Source organism: Hominilimicola fabiformis (genome assembly GCF_020687385.1).
In the GTDB taxonomy this organism is placed as follows: domain Bacteria; phylum Bacillota; class Clostridia; order UBA1381; family UBA1381; genus Hominilimicola; species Hominilimicola fabiformis.
Genome location: NZ_JAJEQM010000018.1, coordinates 34,250 through 47,001 on the forward strand (window position 1 = coordinate 34,250; position 12,752 = coordinate 47,001).

General features: G+C 39.5%; 12 protein-coding genes and 1 pseudogene. 3 read left to right on the forward strand and 10 right to left on the reverse strand.

Annotated elements, in window-relative coordinates; all coding sequences use genetic code 11:
- Positions 1-6: 6 nt before the first annotated feature.
- Positions 7-228 (reverse strand): hypothetical protein, encoded by a 222-nt coding sequence (locus LKE05_RS11935; protein WP_156327584.1) that lies wholly within the window; start codon positions 226-228, stop codon positions 7-9.
- Positions 229-317: 89 nt separating this feature from the next.
- Here LKE05_RS11935 and LKE05_RS11940 point away from each other — a divergent pair, with 89 nt between their 5' ends.
- Positions 318-443, forward strand: a complete 126-nt coding sequence (locus LKE05_RS11940; RefSeq protein WP_007037420.1) for a hypothetical protein — start codon at positions 318-320, stop codon at positions 441-443.
- 152 nt (positions 444-595) lie between these two features.
- Here LKE05_RS11940 and LKE05_RS11945 read toward each other — a convergent pair whose 3' ends face one another.
- From LKE05_RS11945 to LKE05_RS11985, 9 genes and pseudogenes are all read right to left on the reverse strand, one after another.
- Positions 596-1,084 (reverse strand): hypothetical protein, encoded by a 489-nt coding sequence (locus tag LKE05_RS11945; protein ID WP_002569239.1) that lies wholly within the window; start codon positions 1,082-1,084, stop codon positions 596-598.
- 277 nt (positions 1,085-1,361) lie between these two features.
- Positions 1,362-1,520 carry a hypothetical protein gene (locus tag LKE05_RS11950; protein WP_308456990.1) on the reverse strand — a complete coding sequence of 53 codons (159 nt, stop codon included), beginning with the start codon at positions 1,518-1,520 and terminating at the stop codon, positions 1,362-1,364.
- Between the two features lie 175 nt (positions 1,521-1,695).
- Positions 1,696-1,824, reverse strand: a pseudogene (locus tag LKE05_RS11955) (Maff2 family mobile element protein); the annotation flags it as partial.
- 20 nt (positions 1,825-1,844) lie between these two features.
- A complete protein-coding gene (locus LKE05_RS11960) occupies positions 1,845-3,614 on the reverse strand; it encodes a VirD4-like conjugal transfer protein, CD1115 family (RefSeq protein ID WP_308456991.1) in 1,770 nt (589 codons plus the stop codon).
- Entirely contained in the window at positions 3,611-4,078 is a 468-nt protein-coding gene (locus LKE05_RS11965) for a PcfB family protein (protein ID WP_147514132.1), read from the reverse strand. The genes LKE05_RS11960 and LKE05_RS11965 overlap by 4 nt, the downstream gene beginning before the upstream one ends.
- A 51-nt stretch (positions 4,079-4,129) precedes the next feature.
- Positions 4,130-4,252, reverse strand: coding sequence for a hypothetical protein (locus LKE05_RS11970; protein WP_308456992.1), 123 nt, complete (start codon positions 4,250-4,252; stop codon positions 4,130-4,132).
- 27 nt (positions 4,253-4,279) lie between these two features.
- Positions 4,280-4,465, reverse strand: coding sequence for a 4Fe-4S binding protein (locus LKE05_RS11975; protein ID WP_022230658.1), 186 nt, complete (start codon positions 4,463-4,465; stop codon positions 4,280-4,282).
- An 80-nt stretch (positions 4,466-4,545) separates the two neighbouring features.
- Complete coding sequence (locus LKE05_RS11980; RefSeq protein ID WP_308456993.1) at positions 4,546-9,771, reverse strand: S-layer homology domain-containing protein; 5,226 nt, start codon at positions 9,769-9,771, stop codon at positions 4,546-4,548.
- Positions 9,772-9,862: 91 nt separating this feature from the next.
- A complete protein-coding gene (locus LKE05_RS11985) occupies positions 9,863-10,744 on the reverse strand; it encodes a DUF6017 domain-containing protein (RefSeq protein WP_022230656.1) in 882 nt (293 codons plus the stop codon).
- Positions 10,745-11,534: 790 nt separating this feature from the next.
- Between LKE05_RS11985 and LKE05_RS11990 the strand changes: the two genes are divergently transcribed.
- Both LKE05_RS11990 and LKE05_RS11995 read left to right on the forward strand, forming a co-directional pair.
- On the forward strand, positions 11,535-11,801 hold the full coding sequence (locus tag LKE05_RS11990) for a hypothetical protein (RefSeq protein WP_295575594.1): 267 nt from the start codon (positions 11,535-11,537) through the stop codon (positions 11,799-11,801).
- A 216-nt stretch (positions 11,802-12,017) separates the two neighbouring features.
- Complete coding sequence (locus LKE05_RS11995; protein WP_308456994.1) at positions 12,018-12,599, forward strand: RNA polymerase sigma factor; 582 nt, start codon at positions 12,018-12,020, stop codon at positions 12,597-12,599.
- The last annotated feature ends 153 nt before the right edge of the window (positions 12,600-12,752 follow it).

The window sequence follows — 12,752 nt, forward strand, 5'->3', positions numbered from 1 at the left end:
CTCTCACTAATAGGAGAAAAACAGGGTGTGAAGCGGAACTGTTTTTGAAAAATCCGAAAAATATTTTGAGGGGTTTTTCAGCGGCGCAAGCCGCATAAGCAGGGTTTGGGGAAGGCACTCCCCAACAAGATTCCCGCAGGGGCAAAATGAGCGATAAGCGAATTTTGGCACCTCGGTAGAATCTTGCTCTAAGAAACTGCCGGCCTGCCGTTCACTTGCTACTGCCACTTTTTCAGAAAATCTATAACCAGCTTTTTTTATAAAAGGCTGCGGGCTGGCGTTTTTCCCTTACTCCCTACAAACCACAAAAGAGCAGAATGGACGGACTTTCCGGCAAGAACTTTTCCGGCGGCTCGGTCTTTCCCGACAATAAGGCGTTTCGGAAGCTGCGTTTTGCCCGCTGTCTGAAAAAAATGGCAGCCTTTTTTGGTTTCACTGTCTAATACGGAACTTTTGGAAATTTGCCAAAAATGGACGCAAAAAAAGCAGCAAATCTTTTTCGGATTTACTGCTTCATGTGCCGCTGCGGTGCGGCGGGATGGATATTCAGTTGAAATAAAAGAGGATGGTGGTACTTTAGTCTATCGACTCTTTACTAACTATTAGGTAATCTTGAAAGATTTTCCTTGAATTTATCTAAAGAATGTTCATTGTTTCCCGCAAAAATAAGTGGAATTGTATATTCATATGATATGCCATTTTCATAGTCCGATAATTGTATTTTTATAGTATCATCCCTCTCATCTTTAGGTGCTATATATATGAATGAATTTTTATTTATATCAGATATTTTCCCTTTTTCAGAAGAAACAGTATAACCCCAGTCTGTTAAATTTGTCTTTATTGTAACTTCTGTTTCTGTTTCTTTTCTAGTCTGCAATGCTGTTTTATCGATTTGGATATCAAAAGGAGTCGAACCTAACAATTCACTGTTTATATTTACAAGTTCTTCTCCATTTGTTTTAGAAATATTAGATTCATCTTCATAATTTTGTTGAGATTCATCTTTTGGTGTTTCTCTGTTACATCCTAATAAAAAGCATAAAATAATTAGTACTAATACAGAAAGTTGTTTTTTTTGCATTTATTTCTCCTTTCATATTATCAAAGAAAGCACTGAGAGTACTTTCAAGAAATTATGAAATATTCTCAATGCTTTCTATTTTTTGATTATAAACTTGCCGGTAATGATACTATGTTAATTTATCTCTTTCGCGTAACCTTTGTTGCAATATACACATGCACCATTCACCCATTTGTGAGACATTTCAATCGTCTCAACTTCATAAATGCTTACTTCTCCACAAATTAAACATTGTTTGTAATTATATACATGACGTGTCGCACATTTATCCCAGTCATCATATATACCAGGCATCATATATACCAGGCATTTCATCTTCATATCCATAGTACTGGGGAGAACCCCAACTATGAGTATGAGCGGCAAATACAGTCATTGGAGCAGCTACAATTCCAGCTACTACTGAAAGTGCTAAAATAGATTTTCTTAAATTCATAAGTTCCTCCCTTTCCTTAAAAATACATAGCTCTTTGTTACATTGTCATTTTAACATAATAATTGGTAAAATGCAATAATTTATTTTCTATTTACGAGAAAATACTGTGCATATTATCTTATTTAGGAATAGTTAAGGCGGCTACCTAAATCTTTTTATTACTTTACCGCACATGAGCATTTGCGCCGGGATTATCGTTGCCGTATCCCTCCAAGAGATTGACAACACCCCAAACCGCGAGGCCTGCGCCTAACGCGATTACAAGAGTTTTTAAAACATTGACCGCTTCTGTGAAAAATTGCATAAATAAAATCCTCCTAAATTTTAATCTGTCTTTTTTTCTTCGTCCGGCACATCTACATTGTAAAGGTCGAATTGTTCATTTTCCTTTACAACCGCCGGTCTGCGGTTCAAAAATCGTTCAATGTCAAACTCGTTTTTCTTGTCTGCGTCTGATAAATACTTATAGCGCGGGTGCGCCGTTATATCGTACTTTTCAGACAAAAACGGACGGACGCCCCTTAATTGCAAAATGCACTTGCCGCCGTCCATTACCGATAATTCGTCCTGCGTCATCAGCTCCTTTCCTAATTTTTGATAATTAAGTCCGTAAGATTTTTGATTACTTCGCGTTTCGGAAGTATTGTACATATCAATCGTTTCTTTGCCGAGCGTTTCGGAAATCTCTTTAAGAGTAGTTTTCTCTTTACCTCCGAGAAATAGGGTAGTATCGCAATTACCTATAATCGTGTCGGCGTTATCCTTGTAAATAGCTTTTAGCTGACTTTGCGCCTGCAAGATTATTGACGCCGATATTTCTCGGCTTCTTATTGTGGCAATCAGCTTTTCAAATTTTGGTATTTGTCCGATATTCGCCATTTCATCAAGCAGAAATCTAACGTGTACGGGAAGTCTGCCGCCGTAAACGTCGTCCGCCTTATCACAAAGCAGATTGAATAACTGCGTGTACATCATAGCGACTATGAAATTAAAAGTATCGTCCGTATCGGAAATGATAACGAACAACGCCGTTTTCCTGTCGCCGATTTTGTCGAGCTCCAATTCGTCATATTCCATTAAGTCCCTGAGTTCCTTAATGTCAAACGGCGCTAATCTCGCGCCGCACGAAATCAAAATACTTTTAGCAGTCTTGCCGGCTGCCATTTTGTATTTCTTATACTGCTTTACTGCGAAATGCTCCGGTTCCTTTTCTTCCAGACGGTCAAAGAGTAAATCAACGGGGCTTTTATAATTCTCGTCGTCCTCTTTTGCTTCCGACGCGTTTATCATATCCAAAAGAGTTATGATGTTCTTTTCCTCGTCGGGCGCTTCGTACCAAATATAGCCTATGAGGGCGCAATAATACAGGCGTTCAGCCTTAACCCAGAAATCCTCACTTGACTTTTCGCCCTCGCCTTTGGTATTCGCAATAAGGGTATTAACGAGCTTCAAAATATCCTTTTCGCTGCGTATGTACTCAAACGGATTATATTTCATACTCTTTTTGAAATTTATCGTATTAAATGTTTTTATGATATATCCGCCTTTTTGTAACAGCTTCCCGCACTCAATTAAAACCGTACCTTTCGGATCGGTTACAACATAGCTGCTGTGCATTTGCATTAAATTCGGTTTTATGAAAAACCTTGTCTTACCGCTGCCGCTGCCGCCGATTACAAGAACATTCTTATTTCTTGCGTACTTCGGCAGCTTCGGGCGGCTGTCCATTGTAAGCCGTTCCGTATTCGTGAGAAGAACATTATTATAGAAATTCTGTCCGTCAATATACGGGGCTATGTCTGACGCCGTACCCAAGCGCGCCGAACCGTATTCAATGCCGTTTCGGTATTTCTTAGCATTTTTACCCCTGACATAAACTGCGCACTTAATCAGAAGCGCGGCTATTACTCCGATTGATATATCGATTATGTGGAACGAAAAAAGCGGAGCTTTGTAAAACTCCGCAATTCCCTGAACCAACGCTATTATTTTATTACCCTCTGTTATCCTGTATATATAGCATATCTTATCAGCAATCCAAAAGAACAGAAGATACGGGATATTTAAAAGAATAAACCTTTTGTCTATCCTCATATATCGCGCTCCTGTTCTTTGCGGCGGGCGCGGTCTTTCGGATTGATAGTCTTTGCAAGCTCGCGCATTTGAGATAACATTTTACGGATTGACGGTTTTTCCCGTAACAGCTTTTGCGAATACTCCTGAAACGCCATATTTATGACATCAATATCCTTACCCTTGAAGAATACGAGGTACTTCGGCGGTTTCGTGGAATTATCCTTTTTCAAAGCATAGTCAAGTCCGTACTTTTTCGCCACCGGCTCAAAAGATTTTATATTTTTATTCGTTATCTCAATATTTGAAAGCGCCGCGCCTGACTCTACAAGCTGCTTAATCGTCTGTTTACCCTGATAGCCCTTGTTTTTATTTTTCTGCTGCTGTCTTAGGTATTCACGAATTGCCGCCTGCAATACGCGCCCCGTCATTTTGGAAGCGCTTATAACTAACGCAACTGTTTTTTTATTTATTTCTTCCTGTATAGACATCACTCCTTGCAACAAAAAAGCGGCTGTTTATTTTCAAACAACCGCTTATTGCTTAATATTCTCTGTATCTGATTTATGGATTATTTCTTCCGCCTTATCCAAACCGTTTATAATCCACTCGTCAAATTCAGTCTGTACCGTATTTGTCGGTTCTATGCGTTCCTCCACCGTTTACACCCCTTATGTATAATCCAATTATAATACCAATGCTTTTTTAGGACAGAAATTTGAACATTTACCGCACCCTATACACTTGTCATAATCTATTATCGGTGCTTCAAAATCTTTCTGACTTAACGCTCCAACAGGACAAACATTGACAGCGGGGCATTTATGATTTTGGGGACAGTTTTCTATAATTATTTTTAATTTTTTATCCATAATATTCTTTCCTTTCGATATAAAATATTATAAAGATTATATCATATCCGGTCAACAAACACAATACACAAATCAGACAATTATTTTACCCAAGTTTCGCCGCTCTTTCCGTCAACGGTATTATGCGTATTGCTTGCTTCAAGGATTTCATAAAACGCCCAATATGACTTGTCTTTGAGGTCTGTAAATTTATTTACGGCTGACATATTCTTATTGATGTATTCCGTATCGGCGGCGCGTCCTGTTACGCGGTTTACAATCGTTACAACCTCCGCGCGTGTGATGTTGCTGTCCGGCTTAAATGTGCTGTCGCTGTATCCGTTTATCCAGCCCATACCAACAGCGCTGTAAATATAACCTGACGCCCAATGTGATTTTGGTACATCATTAAAAATATTCTTCTTTGCCGCCACTGTCTTAGCGTCCAGCGCATAGAACCTCATACACATTGTTACAAATTCGGCTCTTGTAATATGTTCGTCCGGCTTAAATGTCTTATCGTCATAGCCGGATATTACCTTGTACTTTTCAAGATAGGCGATATAGTTATTAAACCAATCCTTGCTTGATACGTCCTTAAATGATGATTTACGGCTTGAAATATTTTCGCCCTTACGCTCTGCAATATTACGGGCGAATATGGCAGCTGCTTCTGCTCTTGTCATATTATTTTCAGGCTTAAAGGCTCCGTCCTCATATCCGACTACATAAGAATTATGCGTGTTTGTCGGCATAATAAGCTGACCGTTTGCGTCGGTTGCGCCGCTGACGGAATTATTCTTGTCTTTGAGCGTAACATCAATACCCGCCGTTGTCTTGCCCTTGTTATCCGTTACGGTAATTGTATAATAATTATCGTCAAGAGTTTTGCCGCTCGGAAGCGTCAAAGTGATTTTATCGTCCTTGACGGTCTTATTGACATTGACGGTCTTTCCGTCCTTATCGACAACCTTTACAGTGTATGACGGCTTGACATATCCGCTACTGCCGCCGCTTCCTCCTGAAGAAGAACCGCCGCCACCGCCTGTTGAAGTCTTGACGGGTACAGTGATTTTACCGTTTGCGTCGGTTGATTTTGTCGCTGTCTTATTATCCTTATCGGTAACAGTTACGGAAATATCCTTGACCGCTGTATTATCCTTGCCGCTGACGGTTACAGTGGTTTGATTATCTGTATTGAGCTTGTTTCCGTCGGGAAGAATAACGCTGATTTTACCGTCCTTAACCTCAACGGCGGCATTTTCGATTTTTGCCTTTGTGTCCTCGACAATGACATTGTATGTCTTTTCTCCCTCAACAACCTGTGCATAGCCGTTTTTGTCTGTACGGTCTGTACTTGTCGGGGGAACAATCGCAATGCCCTCACTGTTTGTAAGGTCTTTTGCTTCCGTTCCGTCCTTTGCAATTACGGTAACAGGTACGCCGTTTACAGCTTTTCCGTCCTTGTCTGTAATTCCGATAATAATTCTGTTATCGGGAGTGATACCCTTTTCATCAGGGAGCTTAACCGTAACGCTGCCGTTGTCTTTATCAACACTGACGATTGCGCCGTTTACAGCGCCGTCATTGTCATTTACAGATACCTTATACGAATAATCGGGAGTAACAACCTCGCTTCCATTATCGGGATTTACGGTAGGCTTCGGCTTTTCCGTTTCGCTCGGCTGCTCTGTCGCGTCCGGCTTTTCTGTTTCTGACGGTTTATCCGTTGCGCTCGGTTCGTCTGTTGCGTCCGGCTTCTCTGACGGTTCGGGAGTTTCAAGTCCGGGTTTTGTTGTCAGAGTAGGCTCCGGCGTCGGTTTATTCTCGATTATATTTTCATTCAGCGGAGGAACAGTGATTTTTCCGTCCTTGTCTGTTATCTCGGTTCTGTCGCCGCCTGCATTGTCATAGACATTTACGCTTACGCCCTCAACCGCTTTTCCGTCATTCGTCTTTACAATTACAGATGTACGGTTATGGTAATCAATCTTTTTACCGTCGGGGAGGCATACCATAACGCCGTTATCGTCAACGGTTACAAGCGCCATATATACCGGTTCCGTTTCATCTTCGACAAGTACGATATATCCGTTTACATTCGCCGTACCGTTTTTGTCCGTGTACGCCTGATTTTTATTCGGTAATGTAGCCTGACCGTTTGCGTTTGTAACGCCCTTTTCTATATAGTCGCTGTCGCCTATGACAATCACGTTTACATTTTCCTTTGCTTCGCCGTTCTGGTCTTTGACCGTAACAGTAACGCGGTTGTCGCTGTTCATAGCCGTACCGTCGGGAAGTTTTACGACAATATCGTGGTTATCGCCTATGTGAATTTCACAATCGGGAATGACGGTATCGTTTTTGTCTGTAACGGTAACAACATAAGTATATTTTGTTTCGCCGTTATCGCCGCCGATAGTGCCGTTTTCATTACCCGTTGAGCTCTGATTATTCGGAACAATAAGCTGACCGCCTGCGTCCGTCTGACCTGTTGCGGCGTTGCCGCTCTTGTCTGAAATATTGATATTCAAGCCCTCTGCCGCTGCCTTTGTATCTGTACGAACAACCGTAATTGTCGTTCTGTCCTCATAGTCAAGCAATCTGCCCTCCGGCAGCTTAATTGTGATGTTATCGTCCTTGTCAATGCTGATTTCTGAATTGAAAACAGGCTTGCTGTCCTTATCGGTAATCAGAATACTATAATCACCGACTTTTGAATATCCGTCCTCGTCCGAATTGTCCTTATCGGTAAGCTGGGGGATTTCCTCAATTTTTAAAACTGTACCGCAATCCGTACATTCAATATGCCTGCTGCCCTCATTCTCAATCGTAGCGGGAACGTCAATAATCCAATCTGACATCTTGTGTCCTTTTGCCGATACCTCGTCGGCTCTATATGTTTCGCCGCAGTTTTTACAGGTGTATGTTGTATAGCCCAATTCTGTACAGGTAGGCGCGGTTACTGTTGTTTCGTAATCGTGAGCGGTCTTTGCCTGCTCGTTTCCGATATATGAAATTCCGCAGTCCTTACAAGTAAAGGTTGTATATCCTATACCCGTACAAGTGGAAGTTGTGATTTTTTCCTCATAGTTATGGCCTTTCGCGTCCGTGTAATCCGCGACATACGATTTTCCGCAATCCTCGCAAGTAAAAGTTGTATATCCCATTTCCGTACAAGTCGGCGCGGTTACAGTGGGAATATATTTATGCTCTGTCGGCTCCTGCTCGTCGCCGATATATTCCTTGCCGCAATCGGGGCAAGTGTAAATTGTATAGCCCTGTGATGTGCAAGTAGGCTTAATCGTCTGCTTATTGTAATTATGAGGAAGAACCTCCGTATAATCAGATTTATAGCTGTCGCCGCAATCCTCGCAAGTATATGTTGTATATCCCATTTCCGTACAAGTCGGGGAAGTTACAACAGCATTATATTTATGCTCTGTTTTATCCGTATAATCTGAAATGTAGCTGTCGCCGCAATCCTCGCAAGTATATGTTGTATATCCCATTTCCGTACAGGTCGGGGGAGTTACAACTGAATTATACTTGTGTTCGGTCTTATCCGTATAATTACCGATATATGAATGGTCGCAATTCTCACAATTATATGTGGTAAATCCCATAGCTGTACAAGTCGGCTCCGTTACTGTTTCGGAATAGGTGTGTCCTGTCGGCAGTTCAAGAATAGCGCCGCAGCTTTCGCACTTTTGCGGTTCGGTACAGGTAGCAGCCTTTCCGGGTGTATGTCCTGTCGCTGAAATTGCCTGTATCATCTTTTCATCACAATGTTTACAGTGGTATTCCATAACGCCCTCGCTCTCGCAGGTCGAATTAGTTACAGTGTGTCCCTCGTCCCATTTATGACCGCGCGGCTCGGTGTAATCGCCGACATAGGTATCATCACAATTTCTGCACTTGTATGTGGTAAAGCCTTTTGTTTTACAAGTGGGCGCGGTTACTGTCGGTCTGTAATCGTGTTTTGCAAGTGGCGTTAAATCCGTAATGTACTTATATCCGCAGTCGATACAAATATGTTCTGTATATCCGTTCTTTGTACAAGTGGAGGCAACAATATTTGTTTCATAACGGTGTCCCGTCATTGAGGTACTTTCTGTATAATATCTGCCGCACTTTGTACAGGAATGTAATTCTAAACCGCCTTGCTGACAACTCGGCTCACGAATTACAACAGTATTGTAATCGTGCCCGCTTGCGGGAGTATAATTCGTTTTCTGCAAGGCTCCGCACTCGGCACACTGGAAACGGTCAAAACCTAACTCTGTACAAGTGGGGCGCACTGTTTCCAAAAATCTGAAATCGTGAGTATGAATACTGTTTGTATTTGAGGGCGGATTATCGCTTAAAAGCCATACATAGCTTACGCCGTTTTCCGTCATACTCTCGCCGCCGTAGGTATATTCTATCTCATAATATACGGGATAATAGCCCTCGTCGGTATAATTCGGCGCGCTTGTCTTGTTACACTTTTTCGCTTCCGTTCCGTAACGAATACTTGTATTTACGCCATTCTCCGATAAGTCATTGACGGTTACGGTATGAGGTTTTCCGTCAACCTTGCCATAATAGCTTTGTACAACAGACTTTGCCGCCGCGTATTCGTTTTTCTTATATCCGCAGTCCTCACAATCCGCTGTAATGTGAAAACGCTGATTTCCCAATTCGCCGTTTACATTTTCGGTGAAGTTGTGGTTTTCCTGTTTGTCCTGCACCCGCTCTTTCGTGCCTTTGCAGAATTGACAATACTTGCCCTTTTTTGCTTTTACCGTATGCGTCCTGCTGTTGTACGGTATGTATTCCGTACTGTCAAAATCCAAGAAAAAGTTGCTGTCGCAGGGGTTAAGGGAATATACATCTTTACCGCACGAATACGCGTTAATTCCGTCAACGGAATTTACCGTACCGCAATTCTGACAAACTGATTTTGTCCAATGATACCCCGTATAGAACGCGTCAACGCCGGGTGTTCCGTCGTCAAGATTGCCTTTGCCTTTTCCGTCAATAAGCGTACCGTCCGAATAGTAGACGCCGCGATTATATGCGGTTTCGCCAGTTCGTGTGTATTCGGGTACGCGGTAGGAAATGTTGCTTGTCGGCATATCGCAGACGGGGCAGAACATTGTACCCGTAGTTACTGTTGCATTGATGTCAAACTCGCTTGTGCGCCCGTTTGCTTCAATCCATACGTCCGCCGGATCGACATATTCGTTACTCTGCGCCGCATAAGTGGTGATTGAGGGAATAACGCTCAAAGTCATTCCCGCCGCCATTACAGCGGCTAAAATTCTTTTTATTTTGTTTCTCATTTCTAAAAATCCTCCTTGTCAAGATTTAAAATTTTGTATTAAAAAACACGCTCGCATAGGCGGGGCGCGTGATTTTGGGTTGTATGTAATTTTAATTACCTCCGTACATATCGTGATTTACTTTCAAGGTGTAATAGCTGTCAATAGTGGAGGGGGCATTGAATAACGCCGCAAGTAAATATTTTCTTGTATCGTGTACGTCTGTTGTGTTATTCTTCATACAGTCTATGACATATTCGATATGCTCGCTGTTTAGTTTCAGAAGTTTGGATTTTACCGTTTCCGCATTTCGTTCCTCGCTTGCAACGGTTAAGTATTCTCTTGTTGTACATACCGTTTCAGTGATAATATCAACAATTTCATTCAGAATACCGATATTGCCGTTTAGCTTTTGACATAAAATATCATACTCAATATTTTGTTTTATAAGCTGTCTGTATGCTAAAATCTTATCCATTCCTATCCGTTCAGGCTGTTGTGGTTTTACAGGTTCGCCGTTTTCCTCCGGCTCCGTAGAATTGATTGGATAAGTATTTAATAAATCAGTATTTGATATTTCAGTATTTGATTTATTAGTATTTAATTGCGTGGACTTGCCCTGTTCAGGTTCAGCCTGTACAGGATTATCCAATGTTGGATTTTCCAATGTAGGCTCGGTCTGTTTTGGTTCGGGCGATATAGGCAATTCGTGTATGATATATTCATTTTCGCCAAGCTGCCCTTTTTCGTTTCTGACGCGGGAACGCTCAATATATCCAAACGCTTCAAGCTCATTGATTGCCGAGCGTATGGCGTCAATGCCCTCTTTATTTAAAGTTGCTAAGCCTTTAAGGGAATAATCCCAATCTTCAGGCAAGCTAAGCATAAACGATAAAAGCCCTTTTGACCGCAGGGACAAATCTTTATTTTTTAAATGATGATTAGACATCACTGTAAAATCTTTTGTTTTCTGAACTCTGAATACTGTTGCCATAGCTGATATGCTCCTTTCCTAAATATCGACATCAAAAAAAGACATTGAGTGTTCCCAATGCCTTATATATAAAATATTCTGTTTTACTTCGGCAAAATAAAAATTTTGTCGTTCTTTTGTTTTTTAATTGACCGCCTTATGTATTTATGATATACTATCTGAGAATGTAAAGGTCGGTCTTTGGTGCAAAAGGGAAATAAAAAATACCGTAAATATGCAATTCACGATATTTTTTAAACATAAAATTATTTTATTTTAAGGTTAATACTGTTTATTGACCGCTCAAAACCCTTGTGTTTATGCGATTTTTCCATAAGTCCAATAAGGACAGTCGCACCATAAACTCAGATTTCTATGAAATCTGAGTTTTTTTGTGCTTTTTAGAGTTTAAGTGACATTTCATTTAATGTTATTGGTTTAAATAAGCTGACAGTGAGATTTAATGCGTTAAAGACAATAGTGCTGTACTATGTATTTAATATAGTAAAATATAGGTATCATCTTGCTTGAAAAATCTGTGTTACTATGGCATAATTAAAACAAGATTTATATGTTTTAACATAATTGGAGAAAATGCTGATTAAGGAGGCAAATACATGAATGAAAATATTGTAGTTGTTCTATCAGCATGTATTACTGCAGCTGTAACAATTATTTACATATTTCTTGAATAAGAGGAATTTTAAATCTGAAATTGATAGAGAAAAAATTAATATTAATTTGGATAAAATTGCTGATTTACCATATAAGATTCAAGAGTTAATGAATACTATTTTAAATCAGGGCGCTAATGCAAAAAACAATAAGTGATTTTAAAGAGTTAATGTCTTTGATTTTTGCATATGGATCTAAAGAAGCTATTATGCTTATGACAAATATGCAACAATTAAATTATAGAATAGCAGACCATTCTGCTGATGCAGATAATATGGAATTAATTCCATATTCCATACTACTACTGTGTCAAATGAAATATAATTTAACAGGAATAAAAATAAATCCGGAGTATTGGTTTAGAATGAGATTGAGTGATTGTTCATCAATGGAGAAATATTAAAAAAAAGCAACTAATAGAATAGTAGAAGAACTAACGCTGGATATATTTTTAAAAATCAAACGATAAAAGGTAGTTATTATATGCTGGGAGGGTCTTATGAAACTTACGGATTTTATTTTTACTTTTAGATATGAGCGGAATATGGGTATTTGACGTGTAAGGTTGTCTGGTATGGCAAACTGGTAAGAGAGTGATTTTTAATGTTGAGGGTACTGTATGAGCCAACAAAAATGGAAAGAGGATTATATAAAGGTACAAGAGTATCTTAAAGGAAATACAGAATCGTGGGATATGTTGTACAATGAGGCTTATCCTATTGTATATAATTATGTCAATAGAATATCTATAAAAGATTATATAGGAAATAGTATGATAGATGACATAGTAAGTGAGTCGTTTGAAAGATGTTATAATAAGTTGGAAGTTTTTAAGGGGAGAAGTAAGTTTTCAACATGGGTATGTGCTTTTTCAAGATATGTACTTTTATCACAATACAGTAAAGAAAAAACAAGAAATATTCTTAATAATAAGTTAAAATATATTTCATCGATAGTATCAGAAATAGAATCGCCGGAATTAATCGTGATAAAAAAAGAACAATATAGATGTTTAAATACTGCATTTAAAGCCCTATCATCTAAACATAAATTGCTTATTAAATGTTACATATTAAAAATCATACCACCTAATACAGTTATAAAATACACTCATCTAAAATATAGTGATAGAATGATAGAACTTCAAATTGCTATTAATGTACTGCGTAGATATTATCTATTTTTATATGAGAAAGGCTAATATGGTAAAATCGTAACACTCTACAAAACTCAGATTTCTATGGAATCTGAGTTTTTTTGTATAATGAAAATCCCAAGATATTATGTAGGTTCAGTACGGCTTTAGTGATGAAAAAATAAAACTCCTTTTTATATAATATTATTATGATTGCCA

Coding starts and splice junctions, on each gene's coding strand:
- LKE05_RS11995 (WP_308456994.1), top strand. CDS start 12,018: ATGAGCCAACAAAAATGGAAAGAGGATTATATAAAGGTACAAGAGTAT.
- LKE05_RS11940 (WP_007037420.1), top strand. CDS start 318: ATGGACGGACTTTCCGGCAAGAACTTTTCCGGCGGCTCGGTCTTTCCC.
- LKE05_RS11945 (WP_002569239.1), bottom strand. CDS start 1,084: ATGCAAAAAAAACAACTTTCTGTATTAGTACTAATTATTTTATGCTTT.
- LKE05_RS11980 (WP_308456993.1), bottom strand. CDS start 9,771: ATGAGAAACAAAATAAAAAGAATTTTAGCCGCTGTAATGGCGGCGGGA.
- LKE05_RS11990 (WP_295575594.1), top strand. CDS start 11,535: ATGCAAAAAACAATAAGTGATTTTAAAGAGTTAATGTCTTTGATTTTT.
- LKE05_RS11975 (WP_022230658.1), bottom strand. CDS start 4,465: ATGGATAAAAAATTAAAAATAATTATAGAAAACTGTCCCCAAAATCAT.
- LKE05_RS11960 (WP_308456991.1), bottom strand. CDS start 3,614: ATGAGGATAGACAAAAGGTTTATTCTTTTAAATATCCCGTATCTTCTG.
- LKE05_RS11950 (WP_308456990.1), bottom strand. CDS start 1,520: ATGAATTTAAGAAAATCTATTTTAGCACTTTCAGTAGTAGCTGGAATT.
- LKE05_RS11985 (WP_022230656.1), bottom strand. CDS start 10,744: ATGGCAACAGTATTCAGAGTTCAGAAAACAAAAGATTTTACAGTGATG.